This is a genomic window from Streptomyces sp. CA-106110 (assembly GCF_050936285.1).
Taxonomy (GTDB): domain Bacteria; phylum Actinomycetota; class Actinomycetes; order Streptomycetales; family Streptomycetaceae; genus Streptomyces.
In genome coordinates this window covers 988,921-1,014,360 of the sequence record NZ_JBNJNB010000002.1, presented here as the reverse complement: position 1 = coordinate 1,014,360, position 25,440 = coordinate 988,921, and the positions used below count along the sequence as shown (strand labels likewise).

19 protein-coding genes and 1 pseudogene are annotated in these 25,440 nt (G+C 70.3%); 12 read left to right on the top strand and 8 right to left on the bottom strand.

The genetic code is table 11. The features are described 5' to 3' along the window. Nucleotides 1-569: 569 nt before the first annotated feature. Both ACQEXA_RS62220 and ACQEXA_RS62215 read left to right on the top strand, forming a co-directional pair. On the top strand, nucleotides 570-2,792 hold the full coding sequence (locus ACQEXA_RS62220) for an MMPL family transporter (protein WP_432942333.1): 2,223 nt from the start codon (nucleotides 570-572) through the stop codon (nucleotides 2,790-2,792). Nucleotides 2,793-3,267: 475 nt separating this feature from the next. Continuing rightward, nucleotides 3,268-3,405 (top strand): annotated as a pseudogene (locus tag ACQEXA_RS62215) (IS630 family transposase); the annotation flags it as partial. Between the two features lie 144 nt (nucleotides 3,406-3,549). On the opposite strand, the gene ACQEXA_RS62210 reads toward ACQEXA_RS62215, so the two are convergent. The 3 genes from ACQEXA_RS62210 to ACQEXA_RS62200 form a co-directional block, all read right to left on the bottom strand. Continuing rightward, nucleotides 3,550-4,779, bottom strand: a complete 1,230-nt coding sequence (locus tag ACQEXA_RS62210; protein ID WP_432923500.1) for an IS701 family transposase — start codon at nucleotides 4,777-4,779, stop codon at nucleotides 3,550-3,552. 56 nt (nucleotides 4,780-4,835) lie between these two features. Further along, on the bottom strand, nucleotides 4,836-5,177 hold the full coding sequence (locus ACQEXA_RS62205; protein ID WP_432942331.1) for a hypothetical protein: 342 nt from the start codon (nucleotides 5,175-5,177) through the stop codon (nucleotides 4,836-4,838). Between the two features lie 109 nt (nucleotides 5,178-5,286). Further along, nucleotides 5,287-5,886, bottom strand: a complete 600-nt coding sequence (locus tag ACQEXA_RS62200) for an SUKH-4 family immunity protein (RefSeq protein ID WP_432942329.1) — start codon at nucleotides 5,884-5,886, stop codon at nucleotides 5,287-5,289. Nucleotides 5,887-6,051: 165 nt separating this feature from the next. Between ACQEXA_RS62200 and ACQEXA_RS62195 the strand changes: the two genes are divergently transcribed. Continuing rightward, nucleotides 6,052-7,893 (top strand): glycoside hydrolase family 15 protein, encoded by a 1,842-nt coding sequence (locus ACQEXA_RS62195; RefSeq protein WP_433135455.1) that lies wholly within the window; start codon nucleotides 6,052-6,054, stop codon nucleotides 7,891-7,893. Nucleotides 7,894-7,971: 78 nt separating this feature from the next. Here ACQEXA_RS62195 and ACQEXA_RS62190 read toward each other — a convergent pair whose 3' ends face one another. The 3 genes from ACQEXA_RS62190 to ACQEXA_RS62180 all read right to left on the bottom strand — a co-directional run bounded on the left by ACQEXA_RS62190 (nucleotide 7,972) and on the right by ACQEXA_RS62180 (nucleotide 11,722). Beyond that, the gene (locus tag ACQEXA_RS62190) at nucleotides 7,972-9,162 is read right to left on the bottom strand and encodes a serine hydrolase domain-containing protein (RefSeq protein ID WP_432942325.1); all 1,191 of its coding nucleotides are present in this window, start codon (nucleotides 9,160-9,162) and stop codon (nucleotides 7,972-7,974) included. A 262-nt stretch (nucleotides 9,163-9,424) separates the two neighbouring features. After that, the gene (locus ACQEXA_RS62185) at nucleotides 9,425-9,850 is read right to left on the bottom strand and encodes an OsmC family protein (protein WP_432942323.1); all 426 of its coding nucleotides are present in this window, start codon (nucleotides 9,848-9,850) and stop codon (nucleotides 9,425-9,427) included. 510 nt (nucleotides 9,851-10,360) lie between these two features. Beyond that, nucleotides 10,361-11,722 carry a serine hydrolase domain-containing protein gene (locus ACQEXA_RS62180; protein ID WP_432942321.1) on the bottom strand — a complete coding sequence of 454 codons (1,362 nt, stop codon included), beginning with the start codon at nucleotides 11,720-11,722 and terminating at the stop codon, nucleotides 10,361-10,363. A 761-nt stretch (nucleotides 11,723-12,483) separates the two neighbouring features. Between ACQEXA_RS62180 and ACQEXA_RS62175 the strand changes: the two genes are divergently transcribed. Next, the gene (locus ACQEXA_RS62175; protein WP_433135452.1) at nucleotides 12,484-15,909 is read left to right on the top strand and encodes a S8 family peptidase; all 3,426 of its coding nucleotides are present in this window, start codon (nucleotides 12,484-12,486) and stop codon (nucleotides 15,907-15,909) included. A gap of 315 nt (nucleotides 15,910-16,224) precedes the next feature. Here the strand turns inward: ACQEXA_RS62175 and ACQEXA_RS62170 are convergent, their stop codons facing one another. Next, nucleotides 16,225-17,364, bottom strand: coding sequence for an IS701 family transposase (locus ACQEXA_RS62170; protein ID WP_433135450.1), 1,140 nt, complete (start codon nucleotides 17,362-17,364; stop codon nucleotides 16,225-16,227). Between the two features lie 144 nt (nucleotides 17,365-17,508). Between ACQEXA_RS62170 and ACQEXA_RS62165 the strand changes: the two genes are divergently transcribed. The 7 genes from ACQEXA_RS62165 (at nucleotide 17,509) to ACQEXA_RS62135 (ending at nucleotide 24,508) form a co-directional block, all read left to right on the top strand. Beyond that, complete coding sequence (locus tag ACQEXA_RS62165) at nucleotides 17,509-17,985, top strand: hypothetical protein (RefSeq protein WP_433135448.1); 477 nt, start codon at nucleotides 17,509-17,511, stop codon at nucleotides 17,983-17,985. A gap of 368 nt (nucleotides 17,986-18,353) precedes the next feature. Continuing rightward, nucleotides 18,354-19,376: a winged helix-turn-helix transcriptional regulator gene (locus tag ACQEXA_RS62160; protein ID WP_433135446.1), complete on the top strand. Its 1,023-nt coding sequence runs from the start codon at nucleotides 18,354-18,356 to the stop codon at nucleotides 19,374-19,376. Between the two features lie 225 nt (nucleotides 19,377-19,601). Further along, on the top strand, nucleotides 19,602-20,633 hold the full coding sequence (locus tag ACQEXA_RS62155; RefSeq protein ID WP_433135444.1) for a GlxA family transcriptional regulator: 1,032 nt from the start codon (nucleotides 19,602-19,604) through the stop codon (nucleotides 20,631-20,633). A gap of 140 nt (nucleotides 20,634-20,773) precedes the next feature. Next, nucleotides 20,774-21,787, top strand: a complete 1,014-nt coding sequence (locus ACQEXA_RS62150) for a GlxA family transcriptional regulator (protein WP_432942311.1) — start codon at nucleotides 20,774-20,776, stop codon at nucleotides 21,785-21,787. 144 nt (nucleotides 21,788-21,931) lie between these two features. Next, on the top strand, nucleotides 21,932-23,215 hold the full coding sequence (locus tag ACQEXA_RS62145) for a sensor histidine kinase (RefSeq protein ID WP_433135442.1): 1,284 nt from the start codon (nucleotides 21,932-21,934) through the stop codon (nucleotides 23,213-23,215). Continuing rightward, nucleotides 23,215-23,880: a response regulator gene (locus ACQEXA_RS62140; protein ID WP_433135440.1), complete on the top strand. Its 666-nt coding sequence runs from the start codon at nucleotides 23,215-23,217 to the stop codon at nucleotides 23,878-23,880. The genes ACQEXA_RS62145 and ACQEXA_RS62140 overlap by 1 nt, the downstream gene beginning before the upstream one ends. Nucleotides 23,881-24,076: 196 nt before the next feature. Next, complete coding sequence (locus ACQEXA_RS62135; RefSeq protein WP_432942305.1) at nucleotides 24,077-24,508, top strand: STAS domain-containing protein; 432 nt, start codon at nucleotides 24,077-24,079, stop codon at nucleotides 24,506-24,508. 218 nt (nucleotides 24,509-24,726) lie between these two features. Here the strand turns inward: ACQEXA_RS62135 and ACQEXA_RS62130 are convergent, their stop codons facing one another. Further along, nucleotides 24,727-25,098 carry a sensor histidine kinase gene (locus ACQEXA_RS62130; RefSeq protein ID WP_432942303.1) on the bottom strand — a complete coding sequence of 124 codons (372 nt, stop codon included), beginning with the start codon at nucleotides 25,096-25,098 and terminating at the stop codon, nucleotides 24,727-24,729. On the opposite strand from ACQEXA_RS62130, the gene ACQEXA_RS62125 reads away from it, so the two are divergent. Continuing rightward, nucleotides 25,085-25,438 carry a DUF3152 domain-containing protein gene (locus ACQEXA_RS62125; RefSeq protein WP_432942301.1) on the top strand — a complete coding sequence of 118 codons (354 nt, stop codon included), beginning with the start codon at nucleotides 25,085-25,087 and terminating at the stop codon, nucleotides 25,436-25,438. The two genes, ACQEXA_RS62130 and ACQEXA_RS62125, sit on opposite strands and share 14 nt — an antisense overlap. Nucleotides 25,439-25,440 lie beyond the last annotated feature (2 nt).

The following is a 25,440-nucleotide window of genomic DNA, read 5'->3' as shown; positions in this document are numbered from 1 at the left end:
CGTCCTTGATCTCGTGCCCCTCGACGCGGAGGAGGGCGATGGCAGCGTCCAGCGTCGCCGGCGCGGGCGCAGCGGCCCCGGGGCTGGAGAAGCCGACCACTCGCGACCCTGCCTGACTCTTTCCGAGATGCGCGGGCGGCCGGACCGTTTTTGTTCGGCGACCTCGCGGCCGGGGCCGCGTACACGGTCATCGCTGTGATGTACCTGGGCCGCATCGTGGAGTTCGCGAGGAAGCGGTGGTGGGCCGTGCGGGCGCTGACCGTGTGGCGGCCCGAGCCCGTGGTGGCCGGGTGCGGGTGGCGTGCCCCTGCTTGGGATGGGATGGAGGGGCGATGTGTGCGGGCTCGTCGCAGTGGCTGCTGTTGTGGTGTGCCGCGCCCCAGGGCGTGGGCCAAGGTGTTGTCGGCTGGTGGCATGACCGCCGGCGCGGTTCATCCTTGCGGCTGAGGTGGAAGTTCGTCACAGGTGCGGACGAGGCCGGCGTGCGGCGGCTCAAGACTGGATGGGTGTCCTGACCAGGGCATTTTCCCCTTCTTGAGCAGCATCGAATTCGAGCGGAGCGCGGTCGCGTGGCTACATTCCTTGACAGACTGGGCAGATTCGCCTTCCGGCACCGGTTCGGTGTGGCTATTGCGTGGCTGGTGCTCCTCGTGGCGGCCGGTGTCGCGGCGTCGACGGCAGCCCCGGCCGTCCCGAGTTCGTTTGCGTTGCCGGGCACACAGGCGCAGCAGGCGGTGGATGTGTTGAAGGAGCGCTTTCCCGGTATGGACGTGGAGAGTGCGTCGGCGCGGGTGGTGTTCCGGGCGCCAGCCGGGCATCGGGTGACCGAGCGGGCAAACCGGGCGCGGATCGAGGCGACGGTCGCCGCGCTGAAGAAGAGTTCGCCGCAGGTGGCCTCGGTCGCCGACCCGTTCACCGCCCACACCGTCAGCAAGGACCGTACGACCGCGTACGCGCCGGTCGCCTACAAGGCCAGGGCGGTGGCGTTGAGCGAGCGGACCAAGACGGCTCTGGTCCACACGGTGGACAAGGCCCGCGGCGGGGGGCTGGCCGTGGAGGTGGGCGGCAGCGCCGTGCAGGCGGAAGACGGGGGCTCCGGCATGGAGGTGGTGGGCATGGCGATCGCCGCGGTGGTCCTCGTGATCACCTTCGGGTCGCTGGTCGCCGCCGGCCTGCCCCTGATCACCGCACTGCTGGGCGTGGGCATCGGCGTCTCCGTGATCGGCGCCCTGGCCAACCCCCTCGATCTGGGCGATACGACCTCCACGCTGGCACTGATGCTCGGCTTGGCGGTCGGTGTCGACTACGCCCTGTTCATCGTCACCCGCTACCGGACCGAACTGGCGGAGGGCCGTGAGCGGGAGGAGGCGGCCGGCCGGGCTGTGGCCACGGCCGGCTCGGCGGTCGTCTTCGCCGGCCTCACGGTGGTGATCGCTCTGGCGGGCCTGTCGGTGGTCGGTATCCCGGTGCTGACGAAGATGGGCCTGGCCGCGGCCGGAACGGTCGCCCTGGCCGTGGTCGTCGCCCTGACCCTGCTGCCGGCACTGCTGGCGATGGCCGGCAAGCGGATCGTGGGGCGGCGCGCCCGCAAAAGGCCGGCGGGCAGAGCGTCCAGGAAGCCGACGGTGGGGGCCCGCTGGGCGCGTTTCGTACTGCGGCGGCCGCTGATGGTGATGGTGGTGTCGGTGATCGGTTTGGGTGTGCTGGCCGTACCGGCGGCTTCTTTGAAGCTCGGGGTGCCCGATGAGGGGGCCATGGCGGCCAATACCACGCAGCGTAAGGCGTACGACATGCTGTCGGCCGGGTTCGGCCCGGGCATCAACGGCCCGCTCACGGTCGTGGTCGATGCGCAGGGCAGTAAGGACGCTGCACGCGCCGCCCGGAAGGTCACCTCGGCGGTGAGGCAACTTCCTGGGGTTGCGGTGGTCGGGCCCGCCGCCTTCAACGCGGCGCATGACACCGCGGTCGTGACCGTGGTGCCGAGCACCAAGCCGGGCAGTGTGCAGACGGAGAACCTGGTCCGCGCCATCCGCGCCTCCAGTGCCGACCTGCAGCACGTCACGGGTGCCCGCACCATGGTGACGGGGCTGACCGGTATGAAGGTCGACTTCTCCCGGAAGATCACCGGCGCGCTGCTGCCCTACCTGGGCATCACGGTCGGTCTGGCGTTCGTGCTGCTGATGCTGGTGTTCCGGTCCGTGCTGGTCCCGCTCAAGGCCGCCGTGGGTTTCCTGCTGTCGATCGGGGCCTCGCTGGGAGCACTCGTCGCGGTCTTCCAGTGGGGGTGGCTGGCCGACGTCCTCGGCGTCGACCAGAAGGGGCCGATCACGAGCACCATGCCGATCCTCATGGTCGGTATCGTCTTCGGACTCGCCATGGACTACGAGGTCTTCCTCGTCACGCGGATGCGTGAGGCATACGCGGCAGGGCAGAGTCCGCATGAGGCGATCGTGACCGGCTTTCGTCACGGGGGACGCGTGGTGAGTGCGGCGGCGGTCATCATGACGGCCGTCTTCGGTAGCTTCGTCGCCTCGGGCGATCAGTCGATGAAGATGGTCGGTCTCGGGCTCGCGGTCGCGGTCCTGCTGGACGCCTTCGTCGTTCGCATGGCGATCGTGCCGGCCGTCCTGGCCCTTTTGGGTCGGGCGGCCTGGTGGCTGCCGAAGTGGCTTGGCGCCCTCTTGCCGGACATCGACGTCGAGGGAGAAAGACTGCACCGCACCGGCAACACCCTCACTCCTGCCGCGCAGGCATGGCGGGAGGATGCCGGAGGCGACCGGGTGCGCCTGTGACCCTTGATGCGCCGGGCCCGACACCCCCATTTTTTGGTGGGGCCGGGCCCGGCGCCGCATGTCAAAGGAGGGGCGGGCGCAGAGGGGTGCGGGACTTGATGGGCGGTGGCGCTCGGTGCCCAGCGCTCAGGCTGAAGGAGACCGTTACAGCGGATCTGGACGCAGCTCGCCCGCCGGGGCCGGACGCTCACCTGGTGATGGTGGTGGGCGTGATCAATCACTGTGCCTTCCACGTGGGCGCCCCAAGGGGGCAGCTCCATCCCCCGCGGCATGGTCGTGATCTCGGCGAGGGCCGCGGCGTTGGGGACACCCTGCGCACGGATGAGGACTCCAAAGCGCCGGCGCCCGATGACCTCACCGCCGACACGAGCCCCGACAGGCAGAGCGACGACGGTCTTCGCCCAGCTCTGGCGAACCGCCTCGGTCGCCGGCATCTCGGGGCCCGGGGGCCACGCGTACTCGTCCCTCGACAGATCGCGATATCGGCAACCTCGCCGCAGCCGACCTCGGCCAGATCACCCGCGCCGTCAAGCGCAGGCTCAAACAGATCCCGTACCGCCCCGAGCTGGTCGATGGCTGTCTGGTCGGCGTCGAGTTGATCACGGACGGCTGACCAAGAGCGGAGTTCGCTGCTAGTAGGGCTTGGTCAGGTAGGGGGCGAGCGTGTCGTATCAGGGCCAGGGTCTTCGGCAGGTGGGGCACGCCCCGGCCCAGCAGACGAGGAGGACTTGGAGCCCGGCCACGACCTGGTAGATCGTCAGACCGTGGCCGGTGCTGGCGGGCACAGTCGCTCCAGGGTGCAGAACGCCTGCGCCACCGAGGCCAGCGTGAGATGTCGCAGGAAGCCCTGGTAGGTGCGTCCCTCGAAGTGGCCCAGCCCCAGGGCGGTCTTCAATTCCCGGTAGTCGTGCTCGACCCGCCAGCGGATCTTCGCCAGCCGCACCAGGCGCCGCAGGGGAACGTGGGCGGGCAAGGTGGACAGCCAGTACTTGGTCGGCTCCGGCTCTTTGGCGGGCCACTCGGCCAGCAGCCAGCACACCGGCAGGTCCTCACCGGGGTGCGCCCGGCGGACCCGCGCTCCGGCCGGCCGGACCCGCAGCGCGACGAAGTACGAGCGCAGCGGCCCCTTCGAGCCGCGCCGCCAGGTGACGCGGTGCCGTGCGCCGCGCCCGGCGGCCAGCACGATCTCGCGGACCGACACCGGCTTGTCCCGGTAGCAGGGCACCGGCGGCCGCCCGGTGCCCGACCACGGCGGGGCGGTGCGCGCCGCCGTCTGGGGCAACACCGCGGTATCCGACCGCACCCCGACGACATACGCGATCTCCCGCTCCTCCAGTGCCAGGCGAAAGGCCCCGTCCTGCCCGTAGCCCTCGTCGGCCACCACCAGCGGCGGATCCAGGCCCCAGCAGCGCAGCTCGTCGACCATGTCCACGGCCAGCTGCCACTTCGGCACGTGCCCGACCTCATCGGGGACGCGCGCCCGACGGCGCCGCAGGACGGCGCTCTCGGGCTCGTCTGCGGTGGCCGGATCCCATTCGGCGGGCAGGAACAGCCGCCAGTTCACCGGGCAGGAGGCGGCGTCGGTGACCAGGTGCAGACTCGGCGCGACCTGGCAGTTGGCGGTCTTGCCCAGCGCGCCGCAGTACTGCGCGGCCACCCCCGGGGAGGCATGACCGTCCTTGGGGAAGGACACGTCGTCGATCACCCAGGCTGCCGGGTGGATGGCCGGCTCCATCCGCCAGGCCAGCTCGGCCAGCACCATCTGGTGCGACCACGGGGAGTCGGCCAGGAACTGCTGCAGGCCCTGCCGGTCCACCCCCAGCCGGGCGGCCATCGGCTCCATCGACTTGCGCCGCCCCGCGCCCAGCAGCCCCCGCACATACCGCTCGCCCCACCGCCGCTGATCCACCCGCCCGAACGAGCCGAACACCTCGGCCGCGAGCGACTCCAACCGCTGTTGGGCCTCCGTGAGCTCCTGCGGTGTCATTCCCCTCACCTCCGAGAGACGACACACCGCTACTCACCCAAGGTAACCAAGCCCTACTAGTGCTGTGACCGCATAGGTTCGCCGGGGCCAGCTGCCCGGGCGCGCGAATCCTTGCGCTCCGCGAGCTGGAACAAGACGGCGCCGGCGGCGCCGAAGGCGAAGCCGGCGTACATGGAGGCCATGACCGTCTCGTAGGAGGCGTCGGCGATCCGGGGGATGCTGTTGACGAGTGTGAGGGCGTAGAAGCACAAAAAGCCGTAGGCGCGAAGCCGCATCCCTGCCTGCCGCTTCCGCATCCACGGCGGTGTCCACCCTGCCAGCATCGCCACCGGGACCGGCAGCATGAGCGCCGTCGCCAGGGCCAGCCCAATCCAGTGGTACAGCGGATTGCCGTTCACCCCGCGCCCCCCTTTTCGTCGGCGGCCGCCAGCCTAGAGAGGGTTGACGAGGCCCGTCCACGCCGGACGCCGCGAGCTTCCGGCAAACCTTTCCGGTCAGAGCACCAGCTCATGCATCCCAGTCCTCGTAGTCCCCCATCGCCACGTCGTCGCAGAACGTCTCCCAGAATCCGTTGTGCGCGAGAGCTGCCTCGTCGATGCCGGAGATGAGATCCCGAAGCTCTTCCGCCGCCGCCTCGTACCTGTCCTCGTCGCCGTCCGCATAGAACGGGAAGCGCGCGATCACCGCGGCCACGCATTGGTTGAAGGAGCCGAGATCGCTGTTCACGAGACGGGGAGCCCTCGCTGAATCGATCTTGGGAATCTGCACCAGGTGACCAGTGGCAACGTCGACGGCGATGCGTCCGAACAGGCCACTCGTCGCGATGGCGACCAGCCCCCGCTCACCGATCCCCTCAAGGAACACCGCCTCACTCAGCGGCCGGTACTCGTATCCGATCAACCCGGCCGGAATGCCGGTCTCACCGAGATCGACAGCAATCTGGGCGGGCACCTCGGACGGAGCCTCAACATGGATCAAGACGAACTCGGGCTTCGGCAACTGCGGCAGGGGTTGGCTCATGGGGAGATCTTCTCCCCACGGGCAGTCGCCCAGGGCGGCGCGGAGCCGCTGAAGTCCCGCGGGAACCGGCTGCTGCAGCTTGGTCATAAGGGGAGCCAGTGGTCGGGGGCCTCGCTGGGGCCGGCGCCGAAAGCGGCATCTCACGGCGCGCGCTCAGTGAGAGACACCCCCCTCGACGGCCTGGTACGGCATCCCGTGGCGCACCGTGCTGCCCGCTGTGCGCGTCGGCGAGACCATGGGGAGGTGACCGGCATGAGCGACCGTCCCATCTCGGACTATGCGCTGCTCTCGGACTGCCAGACCGCGGCGCTGGTCAGCCTGGACGGTTCCATCGACTGGCTGTGTTTTCCGCACTTCGACTCCCGGGCGGTCTTTGCCCGGCTCTTGGGGCCGCAGGCAGGCCACTGGTCCATCCGCCCCACCGGCCCGTACACCGCCCACCGGCATTACCTCGAGCGCAGCCTGGTGCTGTGCACGCAGTTCCACACCCCTACCGCGGCCGTGACCGTCACCGACGCGCTGGCCACCGGTTTCAACGAGCGCGGCCACCACCTGGGCGAACACGCTCCGCATCTGCTGCTGCGGAGGGTGGAGTGCACCGACGGCCGTGCGGACCTCGAGATGGAGTTCGCGCCCCGCCCCGAATACGGGCTGGTCAGACCGCTACTCCTGCCCGTGGAGGGCGGGCTGCGCTGCCACGGCGGCCCCGACACGCTGGGCCTGTGCTGCCCACTGCCCCTGCAGATCGCCGACATGGCCCGCGCCCACACGCGCCTTGAGGCCGGCCAGAGCGTGGCCTTCGCCCTGCGGCAGGTGCCCGCCGGCAGCCACCCCACACTGATGCGCCAAGACGAGATCGTCGCGCACCTGCAGGACACCGTGGACGGCTGGCGCTCCTGGTCCGAGATGCACCAGTCCTACCAGGGCCCGTGGGAGGAACTGGTCCACCACAGCGGGCGCATCCTGCAGGGCCTGACGTTCCAGCCGACCGGCGCGATCGTCGCCGCCCCCACCACCTCCCTGCCCGAGTGCGTCGGCGGCGTCCGCAACTGGGACTACCGCTTCGCCTGGGTGAGGGATGCCTCCTTCACCCTGGACGCCCTGTGGGTGGCCGCCTGCCCCGACGAGGCGGAGGCCTTCTTTGGGTGGATGGCCCAGGCCGGCGCCAGCGACACCGCCCACTGCGAGTCCATGCAGATCATGTTCGGCATCCGCGGCGAACGCGACCTGAGCGAACAGGAACTGCCCCGCCTGCCCGGCTGGCGCGGCAGCCGCCCGGTCCGTATCGGCAACGGTGCCTGGCAGCAGCGGCAGCTGGATGTCTACGGCGAACTGCTCGCGGCCGCCCACCGCCTGCGCGACGATCTGGCCGCACTGGATACCCCCACCAAGGACTTCCTCGCCGCCTGCGCCGACATGGCCGCCACCTGCTGGGACCAGCCCGACCAGGGCATCTGGGAGGTCCGCAGCGGCCCGCAGCACTTCCTGTACTCCAAGCTCATGTGCTGGGTCGCCGTCGACCGCGCCCTGGCACTCGCCGACGCCCTGGGCGCCCGCGCCCGCATCCCCGCCTGGATGCGCGCCCGCGAGGAGATCCGCGCGGCGATCGAGGAATGGGGCTGGAGCCGGAAGGCCGGCGCCTACACCCAGGCCTTTGGCACCGACGTGCTGGACGCCTCCGTTTTGATGATGCCGATCGTGGGCTTCCTGCCCGCCACCGCGCCCCGCATGCGCGCCACCATCGACGCCGTCCGTGACCGGCTCACCAGCAAGGACGGCCTGGTCTACCGCTACCTGAGCGCCGAGGACGGCCTGCCCGGCGAAGAAGGCACCTTCCTGCTGTGCACCTTCTGGCTGGCCCACGCCCTGGCCCTGGCCGGCGAGAGCCAAGCGGCCCGCCAGGTCTTCGAACGAGCCGCGCGCTGCGCCAACGACGTGGGACTTTTGGCCGAGGAGGTTGATCCGGCAAGCGGTGAGCTGCTCGGCAACTTCCCGCAGGCCTTCAGCCACATCGGTCTGGTCAACGCCGCCTGGGCCATCCACCAGGCCGAGACCGGTGCGGCCGAACTCCCGCTGTGCCACCGGCCCGACTGAACCGTAAGCCATCCGGTGGTGTGCCCGGCCTGCCATCGCGGGCCGGGCACACCACCGAAGGCCGTGGAGTGCAGGTCCTTAGGAGGTGGGGATGTCGTAGACGTTCTTCGGGGTCACGACGCCGGTGACCGCCTTGGCGAACTTCGTGCTCAGCGCCTTGCCCTTCACCACGCTGTCGCTGGTGGTGTGCACCACGAGCGTGGCCTTGACCTTGGGCAGATAGACCATCACCGTCTGGTAGCCGGGCAGCGACCCGTTGTGCCCGATCCACCCGTGGTTGTCGAACACCCCCAGGCCGTAGCCGATGCCGTCCTTGCCCGTCGGCAGCATCGTCAGCCGTTCGGCCTGGGTCGCCTTGGACAGCAGCCTCCCCTCGGCGAGGGTGGACGCCCAGGACCGCAGATCGTGCAGGTTCGAGATCATCACCCCGGACGCGCCGCCCGGCGGGGCCCAGTTCGTCGCGTCCGCGACCGAGCCGTCCGCCGTCTGGTCGGTGTACCCGTGGGCGTGGGGCGCCGGGAACTCGGCACCCTTGGGCATGAAGGTGTGCTTCAGGTGGGCCGGCTTGAGCACATGCTGGGTCAGGTAGCGGTCGAAGGACTGCCCGGTCACCTTCTGAACCACCATCGCCAAAAGGACGGTGTTGGTGTTGCTGTACTCGAACTGGCGGCCCGGAGGGCCGGAGACCGGGTGCTTGAAGGAGTAGGCCAGCATCTCCTCGTTGGTGAACGTACGGCTGGTGTCGGCCAGAAAGGCCTTGGCGAAGTCGCCGTCGTTCAGGTAGTTGAACAGGCCGCTGCGCATTTCCGCGAGGTGACGCAGCGTGATGTGGCGGCCATTCGGGACGCCATGCACGTACCTGGAGATCGGATCGTCAAGGCTCACCTGCTGGTGGTCGACCAGACGCAGCAGCGCGGTGACCGTGAAGGTCTTGGTGACGCTGCCGACGCGCATGTTGAACCCGGGCGACATCGGCGCGTTGGTCGCCTTCTCGGCGGTGCCGAAGGCCCTCACGTAGCTGCCCTTGCCCGGCGCCCACAGGCCCACCGTCACCCCGGGCGTGTGCGTGGTCTTCAGAACGTGCTGGACGGCACGGTCGAGTTGAGCGCGGACCTGCGGCGTCAGCGTCCGCATCACCGGGTGCCCCGAGACGGCCCTGTGCGCCGGGGACGCATCGCCGGCGAAGGCCTGGGCCCCTACACCGGTCGCCACCACCGTGCCGGCGGCCAGAGCCGCCCCGATCACGGCGAGCGTACGACGCCGGGTCATGGGCCGAGTGCGGTCGCCGGTCGATGAACTGTGGAGCATGCTGCGCCCTTTCAACGTGCGGGCGGGCCCCTTCGGCCCACCTGGCTTGGTTTCCATCGTGGTTGCCTCCGTCCTCCCCTTCCTCTGCCGTACGAGCGGTTTCCGCGCTCCGCCGCAGGAATGAGATGCCCGCCGGCCTCACCCCTCCTGCCGCCCGGCACGGTCCCCCAACGGCAGGTGCCCCGACCCGATACGGGCCGGGGCACCTGCCAGTGCAAGGTCCTCAGGCGGCGCCCGGGGACGGCGCGGCGGCGCGGCGCGCCGTGGTGCGGGTGTGCACGGGCACCGAGGCACTGAGCATGCGCTGGATGGGGCAGTGCTCGGCGATGGTGGCCAGCCGGCTGATCTGCTCGGCGTTCAAGTCACCGATGATCTCGACGTCCTTGAGGATCTGCCCGAGCGGCCTGACCCCATGGGCCACGCGGACATCGACCTTGATGCCGGCTAGAGGCCAGCCCTTGCGTTCGGCGTACAGGCGTACCGTCATCGAGGTACACGCGCCGAGACCGGCCATGAGCAGCTGAACGGGGGTCGGGCCGGTGTCGGTGCCGATCGGGTCGGGTTCATCGCCGGTCAGCCGGTGGGGGCCGACGCCGATCGTCCGAGCCAGGTGCCCGCTTTCACGGACGGTGACAGTCCGTCCAGGCATGGCATGCCTCCTCATCTCTTTCTTCTGTACGGCCGGGCCGCATCCACGGCCCTGCATGGGCCGGCGCCGCGACGGGGCGCTCACGCGGGACACGTGCAGCGACAGCCGCACGGCCCGGGAGGGCCACTGACAGCCACGGCCACAGCCGCAGCCCGTTGGCGATGGCGTCTTTGGAATCGGTCAGGTGCCCGCCCCGGCGGGCCGGTGGCCTGGCCGGCGCTGGAGGCGACGGTCGGCCAAGCGTCTCGCGGGAGTGAAGGCGTGCCGCGGCGGCATCCGCCGGGCCGGACACGGTGACCTGGGCCGGTCAGGTCCTGAAGCCCGCACGAAGATCACCGCGGTCGGCCCGGCGGGTGTGAGGACGGGCAGTCCGCCTACGGGACGACGGCCCAGACCAGCGCCGCAGCCGGCCGTCGCTCGATGACCCGCCCGCACGGCAGTGCGGCGAAGACGTTGGCGGTACCAGGCACGGTGAAACAAGCTCGCGGTGCTCCACGTGCCGCTTCGATGTCAGGACGTGGTCGGCTGCCCGTTGGCGCGGTAGGCCCTTGGGTCGTGTATCCAGCCGTTGTGGCCGCTCATAGTGCGCGGCTTTTGATGGTGGTCACTGCGGGAAAGGAAGTGGCCCCCGTCATGCGGGTTACTGGCGCAGAGCGTGTGGCGTGCGGTGGTGAGCCAGGCGGAGACCTGGCCGGCATTCCAGGTGTCGGGGTCGGCGTTGGTGGTCAGCACCAGTTGCCGGGTGCCGTCGGCGCTGGTGAAGGCGTTGGTCTGGGTTCCCAGGACGGTCCCGGTGTGGCCCCACATGGTGACGCCGCACAGCCGTACTTTTTCCAGGCCCAGTCCGTAGCCCTTGGTCGGATCGGCGGGATCGACCTTGTAGGGGCCGGCCTTCATCATCTCGTTCAGCTGGGCCTTGGGCAGGAGCTTGCCGGTGACCAGGGCTCGGTCGAAGCGGGCCAGATCGTTGACGGTCGAGGTCAGTGCGCCCGCCGCCCAGGTGGTGGAGGGGCTGATGGCGGAGGTGATGTCCCGAGGTGCGCGGCCGCTTTGGCCCAGGAGGTAACCGTGCGCGGCCGGCTCTGGGATCTTCAGGGAGCGGACGGGGAGCTGGGTGTCGCGCAGCCGCAGGGGTTGGATGATCCGGCGATCGAGTTCTTGCTTGTAGGAGTGGTGGGTGATCTTTTCGATGATCAGGCCCAGCAGGACGTAGTTGGTGTTGGAGTAGGAGAATTTCGTGCCGGCCTTGAACAGCGGTGCATGGGCGTTCGCCAACGCCACCAGCTGGCGCGGTGATCGGTAGTATCCGGCGTTGCCCTGCAGGTAGGGGGCGGCGAAGGTCGGGTCCTGCTCGAAGGGGTAGAGCCCGCTGGTGTGGTTGAGCAGCTGGCGCACGGTGATGTGGCCGCCGCCTTTGATGATGCCCGGCAGGAACTGCTGCACGGTGTCGTCCAGGCCGAGGCGGCCTTCGGCCACCAGCTGCAGCACCAGGGTGGCGGTGAACACCTTGGTGTTGCTGCCGATGCGCACATGGTCTGCGGTGGTCATGGGCCGCTTGGTGGCCAGGTCGGCGTAGCCGGCCGCGGCCATCGCGGTGCGGCCGTGGTCTTGGATGAGGGCGATCGCTCCGGGTAGACCCGCCCCGGTCAGCTGGCGGACGGCCTGCTGGACGGCATGGTCACCAGCCCAGGGGCGGCCTGGTGATGTGTGAGGGGCCGCTGCGGAGGAGGGGGCCGGGTGAGGGCCGGCGGCGAAAGCGGTGGCGCCGGGGGCCAGGACGGCTGCGGCCGCGCCCGCGGCGCACAGGGGGGCGGCGACCCACCTGCCGCGTCGGCGTGTCGGGCGCGCGGGAGTGGCGGTGTCACGGGTCATGAAAGGGGCTCCCCGGAGGTAGGTACTTTTTCCGCGTCGGCGGATCGGTGTGTCACCAGCCTGCGTGCGGCCGGGGTGAAAGACGTCCGCTCCTTGGACCACCCTTGGGCTCCGCCCTGTGGGGGAGGTGAGCATGCTGCTCCGTCCGCCGGCCGAGAACCGCCGCCACCCGGGCAGCCCCGCCGGCCATGGCGTGCGGGGCCGGGACGGCCGTGGCGGTGGACGTGAGCCGGTTCGGGCCGCAGCAGTAAACCGGTGCGTCGGGGATCCTGACAGCGCGTCGGGCCGTGCAGGCGGTAGCCGTGGAGGGGCACACGCCGGCGACCGGTCGTGGTCGACGTATACGCGGGGCAGCGGTGCGCTCACGCAGTCACCTACAAAAAAGGGCAGCGGAGGAAAGAGGCCGGGTGGCCACCGAATAGGCCGTCATTCCCTCTGATCCGGACATCGCCTGCGACGTCATGCCGTAACGAGTGAGGCATTTCTTTCCGACGTGCTCCTCCGGTACCCCTCTGGGCGGCGTATTTCCCGGATTTTTTGGCATGTGGTGCCCCGGCCAGTGGAGTTGACGGGCCGGCTGGGGTATTCCTGGCCGCTTTCTGACGCTGACTCCTGTTCGCCACGCCAGGCCCTTTCGCGGGCGAGGGGCGGCGCTGAAGGATGGCGCCGCCCGGCATGTGGATCTACGAATTCCGGGCCTGTGCCGGGACATGCGGCACAGCTTTTGCCTGCCTGCTTGTTGATCCAAGGAGTCAGTTCTGTTGAAACGTCTTCATACGGCCGCGGCGGTTTTCGTCGCCGCCGCTTCGCTGTGCATCACCGTCCTGCCCGCTCAGGCCGGCGCGGCGCCCGTCGTCGCGAAGGCCACCCGACATGGCGCCGGCAAGGCCACCTCGGTGACGCTGATCACCGGTGACCGGGTGAGGGTCGTCAAGGATGCCGACGGCCGCAGCACCGTGGCGGTGGAGCCTGCCGACATCCCCGGGCGTCATGTGGTCTTCAGTGCCTGGACCGGTAGCGACGGCGAAGTCCGGGTGGTGCCCAGCGACATGGCGCCGCTGCTGGGCTCGGTCCTGGACGAGCGGCTGTTCGATGTCAGTGAGCTCATACGTGAGGGCTACGACGATGCACACGCCTCGTCGCTGCCGCTGATCGTGCAGCACCGTCCGGGGGCGCGGGCCGCGGCGCTGGGCGGGGCGTCGGTGCGCGCGGGCCGGGAGCTGACCAGCATCCATGCCACCGCCGTCGGGGAGGTCCGCTCCAAGGCCGCCGCCGGTCTGGGAACAGACCTGGCGAAGGCCGGCCACACCGCGCTGACCGGCCACAAGGCCGCCGGCACGCTCGGTGGTGCGCTGGCCGGCATCCAACACGTGTGGCTGGACGGCAAGGTCAAGGCGGCCGGCCTCGACTGGAACCTTCAGAAGATCAACGCCCCGCAGGCGTGGTCCACCGGCGCCACCGGTAAGGGGGTGAAGGTCGCGGTCATCGACACCGGTATCGACACCACCCACCCCGACCTGGCCGGCCAGGTCGGCGCGTCGGTCAACTTCTCCGACTCGGCCGATACCGGGGACCACGTCGGCCACGGCACCCACGTGGCGGGCACCATCGCCGGCACCGGCGCCGCCTCCGGCGGGGCACGCAAGGGCGCCGCCTACGGCGCCTCGCTCTTGAACGTGAAGGTCCTCGACGACGACGGCCGGGGCATGGACTCCTCTGTCATCGCCGGCATGGAGTGGGCGGCCCAGCACGGAGCGAAGGTCGCCAACCTGAGCCTGGGCGGCAGCCCGAGTGACGGCAGCGACCCCGACAGCCAGGCCCTCAACCAGCTCACCGCCCAGTACGGCACCCTGTTCGTCGTCGCAGCCGGCAACAACAGCCGGCCCCACACCATCGCCGCCCCCGGCGCGGCCGATGCCGCGCTGACGGTGGCCGCCACCGACCGCGACGATGCGGTGGCCCGCTTCTCCTCCCGCGGCCCGCGCATCGACGGCGCCTTCAAGCCCGACATCTCCGCCCCCGGTGACGGCATCGTCGAGGACCGTGCCGCGGGCACCTCGCTGGGCACGCCGGTCGACCAGTACTACACCACCCTGTCCGGGACCTCCATGGCCACCCCGCACGTCGCGGGCGCGGCCGCCCTCCTGGCCCAGGAACACCCCGACTACTCCGCCGCGCAGCTGAAGTCCCTCCTGCAGTCCACCTCCCACACGCTGGGCGGGCCGGCCCCGGGTGTGGTCTTCGGCTCCGGCCAGGGCGCGGGCCGGCTGGACGCCGCCGCCGCGCTGCACCAGCAGGTCGTTCCCGACCGGGCGACCTTCGACTTCGGCCGCCTGCTGTGTGACAGCACCACCGAGATGACCCGCCAGGTCACCCTCACCAACACCGGCACGACGGATGTGTCCTTCGACCTGTCCTCCCAGCTGACCGCCCTGAACAACCTTCAGGCGGCGCCGGCCGGCATGGTGACGCTGTCCGCCGACCATCTGACCATCCCCGCCGGCGCGTCCAAGACCCTCACCCTCACCCTCGACCCGAGCCAGACCCTTGAAGGCGAGTACTCCGGTCAGGTCGTGGCCACCCCGCAGGGCGGCGGTGCGCCTCTGCACCTGGCGATCGGCTTCGAGAAGTCCGACCTGTGCGCCTTGCACCTGTCCGCACTCGGCCTGGACGGCAAGCCCGCCATCGCTTATGGCCCGGTGCTGGACTTGGACACCGATCACCCCTCCGGCGTGGGCATCGCCGAGGGCGGGACGACGATGCTGCTGCCCAAGGGCAAGCACCTGGCCTTCACCCTCAACGTCGAGCAGATGCAGCCCGACGGGCGCCTGGCCGCCGCCGTGATGAACGTTCCCGAGATCACGGTCACCCCCGGCAAGCAGGTCGTGCTGGACATGCGCAAGGCATCGCCCGTCACGGCGGACATCCCCAGCCGGCATGTGGCGAGTGCCACCACCTACGTGAACGCCAACCGCGCCAGCGCCGACGGCGTCGGCCACATCGCGTTCTTCGACATGGCCACCGACGCCTCCTCCGACATCGCCTTCTACGCCGGCCAGAGTGACGATCCCGTCGTCCACGGCACCCTGAACACGCAGCAGTCCTTCCGGCTGGTCGACGCCGCGCACGCCACCGACCCCGCGCACGCCTCCCAGGTGTACGACCTGGCCTGGACGGGCTCCTCCTTCCCCGCCGACATGCACCACGTGCTCTCCATCAGGGACGTGGAAAAGCTGGCCCGGATCGATGCCGACTACCGCAACCTCAACTATCCGCAGCAGAGCCGGGGCGACTTCGAGGGACGGCTGCCCTCGGCGAACGGCAGGCCGCTGTTCTTCCTGTGGCCCCCGCACCAGCAGATCGCACTGCCCATCCAGCGGACCGAGTACGTCAGCCCGGGCATCGACTGGCAGCGCTGGTACTTCCACAACTCCTCCAGCAACTGGGCGAGCACCCAGCTGATGAGCATCCGTCCCCAGAACTACCGCACGGGTGAGCGCACGAACGAGGACCAGCTCGCCGGCCCGTTCACCACGGTCGGCACCGGCCGGCTGGACGCGCACGTCCTGGAGATGCTGGCCTGGGATTTGACCGACACCGCCGGCAACAGCCTGTGGAACGACAACCCCGCCGGAATGGAGCCGGGCTGGGGCAATGAGACCCGGGCGTGGCAGGACGGCCGACTGGTCGCCGACTGGCACGACTACCAAGGCGGCTTCGACCTGCCCGCGCCGTCCACCCCGACCACCTGGAAGGTCCAGCGCGACATCACCACCCCCGGCAAGCTCACCAGCGGCAACGACACCCACACGGTGTGGACCTTCCAGACCAAGCCCGTCACCGCCGGTAGCGCCTCTCTGCCCCTGCTCAACCTCGACTACCGCATCCCGCTGGACGAGAACAACCAAGCCCGGCCGGCCCACGCCCTGCCCGTCACCGTTGACGCGCACCGCCTGGCAGGCGCGCAGCCCAGCCGGATCACCTCGCTGAAGGTCGCCTACTCCACCGACGGCGGGAAGACCTGGCAGAACCTGAACGGCGAGATGAAGGACGGCCGCTACCACGGTGTCCTGCCGGGCAGCGCCCTGGCGGCCGGCCACATGGTCGCCCTCCACGTCACCGCACAGGACGCCGACGGCGGCACCATCGACCAGACCCTCAACGAGGCGATCCTGGCCGCCAACTGATCCACCGCCACAGGCCGCATCCGGCAGGGACGAGCGCACCAGTCCCTGCCGGATGCGGCGTAGAGGTACCGACGAAATGAAGTTCCCGGAGTGACGGAATACGCGAGGGAGAGTCAGAGGAGAATTGAGGCTGGTCGCCTTAGTACTGCAATCACAGTTAGGGGGTCTGACCTCGGCGTTTGTAGTGGCTGCGGCGAGCGCGTGTCTGACTGAGCCGTCTCCACCATGACCAATACAGATGGTGCGTCGGCGTGAGGTGTTGTGGGCAATGGAGCAGTCCGATCAGGCGGCGGATCTCCGCGACGGACAGGGGTATCAGGCGGGTTTGTCCAAGATCACTGCCCCCTTTGACAGTTCCTGGGCACGGATGGCGGTCAGTGCGGCGAGGGCGGCCATGGACAGGGTGATGTGCCGGTACCAGGCGTCGTAGCGGCGGACCTGGTAGTGGTCCAGGCCGCACTCGTTCTTGGCGGCCTGGAAACATTCCTCGACCTGCCACCGGGCCCCGGCCACCCGGGCCAGGTCCCTCAGCCGTGTGCCGACCGGGCCGTAGCAGACGTAGTAAGCAATCTCGGTGGGATCGGTGAGACTGCGGCGGGCCAGCACCCAGTGGCCAAAGCCGTTCTCCCACCAGATCCGGATCGGCACCCGGGCCCAGTCATAGAACCGCTGTCCGTGGGCGCCGGGACCGGCGGACAGCCGCTTCCACGCCTGCCGCGGCAGGCCGGCCACCAAGGCGTCGACCCGGACCTCGGCGCCTCGGGTGGTGATGACGGTGTCGTTGACCTTGGTCGCCAGCACGTGCGCGACCGCGCGCTGCTCCAGCCAGTACCGCAGTCGCTTGACCTGCCCGTATGCCTCGTCCGCGGTCACCCACGCGAACGGCACTTTCGCGTCCAGAGCGCGCTGGAGCATGGCCTGGAAGTGCTCGATCTTCGTAGCGAACGGCACATTGTCCGGGATGCCGGCCGCCCGGCACCGCTCCCGGTCGTCCGTCCAGGACTTCGGCAGGTACAACTCCCGGTCGATCAACGCCCGCCCTCGCTCGGAGGCGTAGGCGAGGAAGGTGCCGATCTGGGAGTTCTCCGTTCGCCCTGCAGTTCCGGAGTACTGCCTCTGCACGCCGGCCGACCTGGTGCCCTTCTTCAAGAACCCGGTGTCGTCACCGATCAGCACCGCATTCTTGTCACCAATGCTCTCCACGACGAAGTCCCGCACGTCATCGCGGACCCCATCAGCATCCCAGTCAGCCTCGCCCAGCAGCCGCTGCATCCCGATCGGATGTGCCTCACCGGCTCGTTCCGCCAGCGACCAGCCGTTCTTACGCTCCAACGGCGCAATCAACCCGGCCATGTACTCCAGTGCCCGGCCCCGCGGCTCCGAGCGGGCAAACCGCGCAGCGAACCGCGCGTGTAACCCCGCCAACACATCACGCCATGACTCGACTTGACGCACACCAAGATCCACAGACACCTGGACACTCAATCACACCAGACCCTCTAACTGTGATTGCAGTATTAGGCGACCCGGTGTTCCGCCCACCGACCGCCACCGGCGCCCGGCTTATGGGAAAGCCCCACGAGGGTGGGAAGATATGGCGTGCCGTACCACATCGTGACCGTGACCGGCTCGCACCGCACCGGCTTCGGTCTCCAGGTCGAGCCCGCCGTCTCCATCAAGGCGTTGGCGGCCCGTGTCGCTGACGCCGACGTGCCTGTGCGGGGCGACACTCTGCTTCTGCTCTTTCCCGAGGGCCGTCACGGGAGGGCGATTCTTGTGGACTTCGCCCTGGAAGCGTGGCGCGACGGGGACATGTACTACAGCCGGAGCAGTCCTGATGACCCCGAGTTCACCCTCTTCATCGGCACCGAGCGCGGACCGGAGGACCTTCCGCCGGGCACGGAGATCTGGCTGGACGATGCCGCTTCCACCGGCGGTGCGCGAAGCGGTGGCTGGAGCCGGATCGTCGCGCAGTTCGAGGACCTGCCGTGGGTGAGGGTCGATCCTGACGCGGCCCCGGAGGTGATGCCAACACATTCGTCGTCCTCTGAGCCTCCCGAAGATCCGATGACATGAGGTTCCCGAAGTGACGGAATGCGCGGACGAAAGTTCGGCAGGGGATTCCCACACCGATAGGCGGGATCCTCACCTCACAGATGGCTCGTTTCAGCAGGCCACACCATTTCGCCGGGCGCCCGCGTATCCGCACGCGGCAGGCCCCAGGCAAGTACGGGGGTGGGCGGCCGCCCGGGCCGGGCCACGAGCCGACGTGCCCGAAGGGGCGAGGTGGCCCGGGGTGAGGCAAGGGTGGCCACTGGTGGGGTTACCGAGCCGGCTGCGGTTCTGCCAGCCTTTCACGGGTCCCGGGCAGCGCGGCCGCGGAAGACGAGATGGAGCCAGGCGCGTCCCCATCCGCCGGGAGCGAACCAACGTGGAAGGCGAGCGTGCAGGTCAACGCGATGGACCAGTGGCCCGGCCAGGAGGCGGAACCCGTTCTTGCCCCGCTGGGCCTGTCACCGACCCAGGAGAGGATCTACCTGACGCTGCTGGCGTTGGGCGGCGAGCACACCGAGCGGCTCGCCGACCTGCTGGACCTGCCGGCGCAGACCGCGGCAGCGGGCCTGGCCCACCTGGCAGCACTCGGGCTCGTGGCCGGGCAGGACACGGCGACCGGCGGCCGGTATGCGGCCGTGGCCCCCGATGTCGCGGTGGCGGCGGTGGTGATGCAGCGCCAGGCGGCCCTGCTGAAGGTCCAGTCACGCATCGACGCACTGATGCACACCTACCGCAGCCGTGCGGACGGGGCCGGCCCGCCGGCCGAGCTCATCCGCAGCCCGGACGAGATCAGGGAGTGCTTCGTGCGCCTGCAGCGCACGGCCCGCCGGGAGGTGCTCGCGTTCACCCGCCTGCCCTTCGCCCTGGCCCTGGAGAGCAACGACACGGAGCTGGAGATGCTCGCGCACGGCGTGCAGTACCGGGCCGTGTACGAGCGGGCCGTGCTGGCCCAGCCCGGCGCGCGAGAGCAGCTGCGCGGCTACCTGAACGCCGGCGAGCAGGCCCGCGCCGCGACGGTCTTGCCCGGCAAGTTCGTCATCGCCGACCGCCACCTCGCCATGATCACGGTCCGCAGCGACCAGCAGGAGCCGGTCTCCAGCTGCCTCCTGATCCGCACCGCAGGACTTGTGGAGGCCCTGGCCGCTCTGTTCGAGCAGGTCTGGGACCGCTCGGTGCCGCTGCAGCTGCACGATGAGACCGCGCCCGAAGACGACACGCTCGCCACCGTCGGCGGCGACGACCTTGAGCTCCTCACGCTGATGCTGGCCGGCCTGCCCGACAAGGCCCTGGCCTCCCAACTGGGGCTGAGCGTGCGCACGGTCCACCGGCGCATCCGCCGTCTGATGTCCCTCACCGGCTGCACCACCCGCATGCAGCTGGGCTGGTACGCCGCCCGCGCCGGGCTGCTGTGAGAAGGCCGGTGCACGGTGCGAGCCGGGCGGCCGGCTCGCACCGGCGGGCCGGCCGCTGCGGGAGCTGTGCTCCCGTCGTGAGCGCGGGGCCGGGCGGGAGCCGACCGCCCGATGCCCGCACTCTGCCCGTCCGGGCCCCCCGTTTGGGCCTCCTGCGGGCGATGGCCGGATACGAGGGGTATCGGTCCTTGCCCCGCCGTAAGGCCTGACCCGACCCTGGCAGTCATGATCACCTCGAACCGCCGGGCCGGCGCCAGCCCTCGCACCCACCTCGTCGTGATGGTCCTCTACGAGGGAGTGCAGGCGCTGGACGTCACCGGGCCGATGGACGTCCTGGCGGCGGCCAACGACCACGGGGGCCGCTACCGGGTGGTTGCCCTGTCTCCCGGCGGTAAGGAGGTGCGGACCACGTCCGGGTTGCGGCTGGCCGCCGATGGGGTGCTGGAGGAGTGGGTGGGGCGGATCGGCACGCTCATGGTTCCCGGCAGCCCCAACTGGCACGTGCCCGTGGAAGACCACGAGCTGATCGGGGAGTTGACGCGGCTGGCCCGCTCGGCCGGTCGGGTGGCCTCGCTGTGCGCGGGGGCCTTCCCGCTCGCGGCCGCGGGTCTGCTCGACGGGTGCCGTGTGGCCACCCACTGGCGGCAGGCCGACCAGCTGGCCGCCCGCTTCCCGTCGGTGCACGTGGACCGTGATGCGCTGTTCATCCGTGACGGACGGATCATCACCTCGGCGGGCGTCACCGCGGGCATCGACCTGACGCTGTCGCTGGTGGAGGAGGACTGGGGCCCCGAGGTGGCGCGTGCGGCGGCGAAGGACCTGGTGGTCTTCATGGCCCGGCCGGGCGGGCAATCCCAGTTCAGTGTCCGGCTGCGCGCACGGTATTGCCGCAGCACCGGCGTGCGGGCGGTGCTGGACGCCGTGACGGCCGCTCCCCAGGCGGACCACAAGCTGCCCGCGCTGGCGGCGCACGCGGGGGTGAGCGTGCGCCACCTGACCCGGCTGATCCGCCAGGAGACCGGCACCACGGCCGCCCGGTTCGTCGAGCAGATCCGCCTGGAAGCGGCGCAAAGCATACTCGAATCGGGCACCGACCCCTTGGACGTGGTCGCCCGCCGGAGCGGACTGGGATCGGCGGAGACACTGCGCCGTGTCTTCCAGCGCGAGCTCGGCGTTTCCCCCGGCTCCTACCGCGCACGCTTTCGCAGCACGCAGCCGGACTGCCCCATGACCTCCTCCCACCGTCCTGAGGGCTGAGCAGTTCCCCACCCCGCCGGCCCCGGCTGCCGGCCGTCCGGCGCCGCACCCTCCGGCGAGGGGACGGCACCCGGCGCCACGCCCACCACGAGCTTTTGACCGTCTTGTGCTGGTTGAGGCGACGGGGGGAGGATTTCCCCATGGACGGCAGGAGCGGGCCGCGCCGGCGGCCGCACCTCGTGGTGATGGTGCTCTTCGACTGCGTCCAGTTGCTGGATGTGACCGGGCCGCTGGAGGTGTTCGCCGCCGCCAACGACCAGGGCGCCTGCTACCGGTTGCTGACCGCCTCCTGCGGGGGGCGGGAGGTGGTGACCACGGCGGGTGCGCGGCTGGCGGCGGATGCGGCCCTGGAGGAGTTCACCGGCACCATCGACACCCTGATCATCCCCGGCCGCTCCGACTGGCGCCGGGCGGTGTCCGACGCCCCCCTCATCGCCGGGATCAGCCGCCTGACCGGGTTCTCCCGCCGGGTGGCCTCGGTGTGCGCAGGCGCGTTCCCGCTCGCGGCCACCGGGCTGCTGGATGGGCGCCGGGCGGCCACCCACTGGTGCCTGACCCACGAACTGGCCGAGCACTTCCCGCACGTCCGGGTCGATGCCGACTCGATCTTCGTGCGCGACGGGAAGGTCATCAGCTCCGCCGGTGTCACCTCCGGCATCGATCTGGCGCTGTCGCTGGTGGAGGAGGACTTCGGCCCTCAGGTGGCGCGTGCGGCGGCGAAGTATCTGGTGGTCTTCATGGCCCGGCCGGGCGGCCAGTCGCAGTTCAGCGTCCGCCAGGTCGCCCGGCAGCCCCGCCACCAGGTGGTGCGGCAGGTGCTGGACGATGTCACCGCGGACCCCGCCGCCGATCACAGCCTGGAGGCCGTGGCGGGGCGGGTCGGCGTGAGCGTGCGCCAGCTCACCCGGCTCTTCCGCGCCGAGGCCGGGATGACCGTGACCCGCTTTGTGGAGCAGATCCGCCTCGAGGCCGCGCAAGGGCTGCTCGAGTCCGGCACCGACCCGCTGGACGTCGTCGCCCGCCGCTCGGGTTTCGGCTCCGAGGAGACCCTGCGCCGCGCCTTCCAACGGGAACGCGGCATCACCCCCGGCGCCTACCGGGCGCGGTTCAGGACCACCCTCACCGCCCAGCCGGTTGTGGCCGGGGCCCACTGACCGGCCCTCCTTTTCCATTCCGGCCACATATTCGGCCGTACTTCCCGCTGAACGGGCCACGTCTTCCTTTTCGCGCCGGATTCGGAAATCCCTCGGAGTTCTCGCACGTTGGCCGAGTCCGTCACGCGATAAAAAGGGGCCGCTTTGGGAGCTGTCATCGGCAGAGGTTTCACTCGTGCGCACGAGGCGCGCAGGCATGGGCACATCGATGCCCTCGCCCGGCGCCGGGTACCGACCGCAGTGGTTGACCTCCTGCTCGCCCCTTTGCTCGCGGTGGCCGCCCTTGCGGAGGCCTCCGATCCCGCGCATCCGGCCGGACACGGCCTGGATGCGGTGGGCATCGCCTTGGCCCTGATGGTGGGAGCCCCCTTCGCGGTGCACCGCCGATGGCCGGGTGCCGCGCTGGGGGCCGTCGGCGCGGCAGCGGCCGCGCTCCAGGCCCGCCACTCCATCCCCGCCCCGGTTGCCGGCGGGGGTGCCACCATCGGCACGGTGCTGCTGGCGGTCGGGGCGGCGGTCTTCCTCACTACCGTCCGCTTTGGACGCTGCCCCACCTATCGGCTGCTGGCGCTGACGGCACTGGCGGCCAGCGTCACCGAAGTGCTGATCGCTCCCGCCCACGGCATCGGCTCGGCCCTCGTCGTGGATGTCCTGGTGGTCGCCGCGTGGGCTTTGGGGTGCCTGGTCGGGGCCCGCCGTGCCATGGCGGCCGAAGCGCTCGAGCATGCGGCCGCCCTGGAGCGGGAGCAGGTCGCGCTGGCACGCACCGCCGTGGTGGAGGAGCGCGCCAGGATCGCCCGCGAACTGCACGACATCGTGGCCCATCATGTGAGCCTGATGATCGTGCAGGTCATCGCCGCCGACCGCGTCCAGGCCACGGACCCGGCCAAGGCCCATGAGATGCATGCCGCCATCGAAGCGACCGGCCGTGCCACTGTCGCGGAGCTGCGGCGGCTGCTGGAACTGCTGCGCACCGAGGAGGACGAGGCGGTGGCGGGACGCTCGCCGCAGCCGGCCCTCGCCGACATCCCCCCACTGCTGGACTCCCTGCGCGAAGCCGGACTTCGCGTGGAGTGGGCCCACACGGGCCCGGCCCGCCCCCTGCCGGCCGGCACCGAGCTGACCGCCTACCGGGTGGTGCAGGAAGCGTTGACCAACACGCTCAAACACGCCGGGCACACCCGTGCGGCCGTCACCTTCGACTGGCAGCCGCACGGCCTGACCCTCACGGTGCGCGACGACGGCCCGCTCGTGCCCGCCGCCGCCCGGCCCGTGCCGCCCGGCGGCGGGCACGGCCTGGTGGGCATGCACGAACGCGTGGCCGCCGTCGGCGGCAGCCTCCACACCGGCCCACTTGCGCACGGCGGTTTCCTCGTCCGCGCCCACCTGCCCCTCACTCCGCCCGACAACGAAACGGCCTCTGCCTGATGACTGCCACCCGCATCCTGCTCGTCGACGACCAGCCCATGATCCGTACCGGGCTCCGCCTCATCCTCGAAGCCGAACCCGATCTGACCGTGGTCGGTGAATCCGGCGACGGCCTGGCCGCGGTCGAGGGCACCCGCAGCCTGCAGCCGGACGTCGTCCTCATGGACATCCGCATGCCCCGGCTGGACGGGGTGGAGGCGACCCGCCGCATCCTTGAGACCCAGTCGGCAACCCGGGTGATCATCCTGACCACCTTCGACCTGGACGAACACGTCCTGGACGCACTCCGTGCCGGGGCCAGCGGCTTCCTGGTCAAGGACGGCCCGGCCGACTCCCTCGTCGGGGCGATCCGCACGGTCGCCTCGGGGGAGGCGGTCATCTCGCCCCGGGTGACCCGCCGGCTCCTCGAACGGTTCGCCGCACTGCCCGAACCGGTGCCCGCCCCGCCGGGCCTCAACGCCCTCACGGAACGGGAAATGGACGTGTTCCGGGCCCTGTCTCGCGGACTGTCCAACGCCGAGATCGCCGCCGAACTCTTCGTCAGCGAAGCCACCGTGAAGACCCATGTCGCCCACATCCTCGACAAGTACCACCTACGCGACCGCGTCCAGGCCGTCATCCTCGCCTACGACACAGGACTAGCCCTGCCCTCCACCCGCCCCTAAAGCACAGCCACAGCACCGCGGAGGAGGCGCCCACCACCGTCATCCCCACGAATGATCCCCGCCCTCGCCACCTCGACCGATGCCCGCAACCGCGACGGGGCGCAGGCTGGATGCAGTCGACGGCCACGCCCCCGTTGGCGGCAGCGAGCGCCGCGTTGGAGAGGCGGCCAGAAATCTCTTGAGGAAACAACACGCGATGACCACGAGCACGCTCGACCGTCCCGCCCCCTGTCCGACGATCTCCTGGCCGTGCCCGCCTGGTTTGCGTATCACCCTCCTGACGGGGCCCGGCTGCAGCATGCTCGTCCGCCTGAGCGGCGAACTGGACATCGCCACCAGTCCCGCGGTCAAGAGCGCACTCGACTTCTGCCTCAGCCTCGACCACAGCCACGGCATGACCCTCGACGCAGCCGACCTCACCTTCATCGACGCGGCCGGCCTGAGCCCCCTGGTTTGGGCCCACACGCTCAGCAGGCGACGCGGCCAGTGGCTGCTCATCCACCCGGCGAGCACCGCGCTGCGCCGAGTGCTGACCCTGACTCGGCACACCCACCGGCTCCTTGACTGCACGGCAGCCGGCCAGGGCGACACCGACCAGGTTCTGCCCGGATCGCTGCCGCAGCACTGACCGCGCCGCCCCTCCATGAAGGGAGGGGGCTTTTTTCCTGCCCGGCCCGAAGACCAGGGTCTCCTGGGACGTTGTCGGCCGGTGGTACAGGTGAATGCGCCGCCGACGCCCCGATCAGGTTGGCACGGCACATCCGGCGACGACTCCACAGGATGGGCGGGTGGTTGCACAGCGCTGCCCGGACCCGCTATCAGCGCCGCAGCATTTTGAACGACGCTTCACCGGACCGGATGCCCCGAACGCTGCCGGAGTGCTAAAGAGTGTGCCCGCTGCTCTTGGTGTCCGGTCCGGTTCCGGCCCGGCGTGTGGCGGGTGGGCAGTGCGGCGTGGACGTCCAGGCCGCCTTGCGGGCGGGCCCGGGCGTCTGCGTCGCCGTCGTGGACCCGGGCGACGGCCCGCACGATGGACAGGCCGAGTCCGCTGCCGCGGGCCGACCCTACCCGGTCGGTGAGTCGGCGGAAGGGTTCGAACAGCATGGGGACCTCGTGCGGGGCGACGATCACACCCGTGTTGGAGACCGTGATCCGGAAGCCCTCGGCGGTGGTCTCGGTACGCACCCGCACGCAGCCGCCGGGCGTGTTGTATTTCATCACCCTGGCCTCGCCCGACACGACCGAGACGCTGTGCGCGCAGTGGGGCCTGGACACCGGCGGCGAGGTCAGCTGCGGCGTCAAGCCGAACCTGGTGGTCAACCTGCGGCACTGGATCGACCTGAGCCCCCAACACACCGGCCGCACCCACGCCTACCACATGCTGATCATCAACCACGAGGCAGGCCACGACCTGGGCTACGGCCACCGCACCTGCCCGGGCCCCGGCCTGCCGGCCCCGGTGATGATGCAGCAGATCATGGGACTCAAGGGGTGCACGGCCAACCCGTACGTGTACGACGACAACGGCAGGTTCATCAACGGTCCCAGGGTGCCGTGACC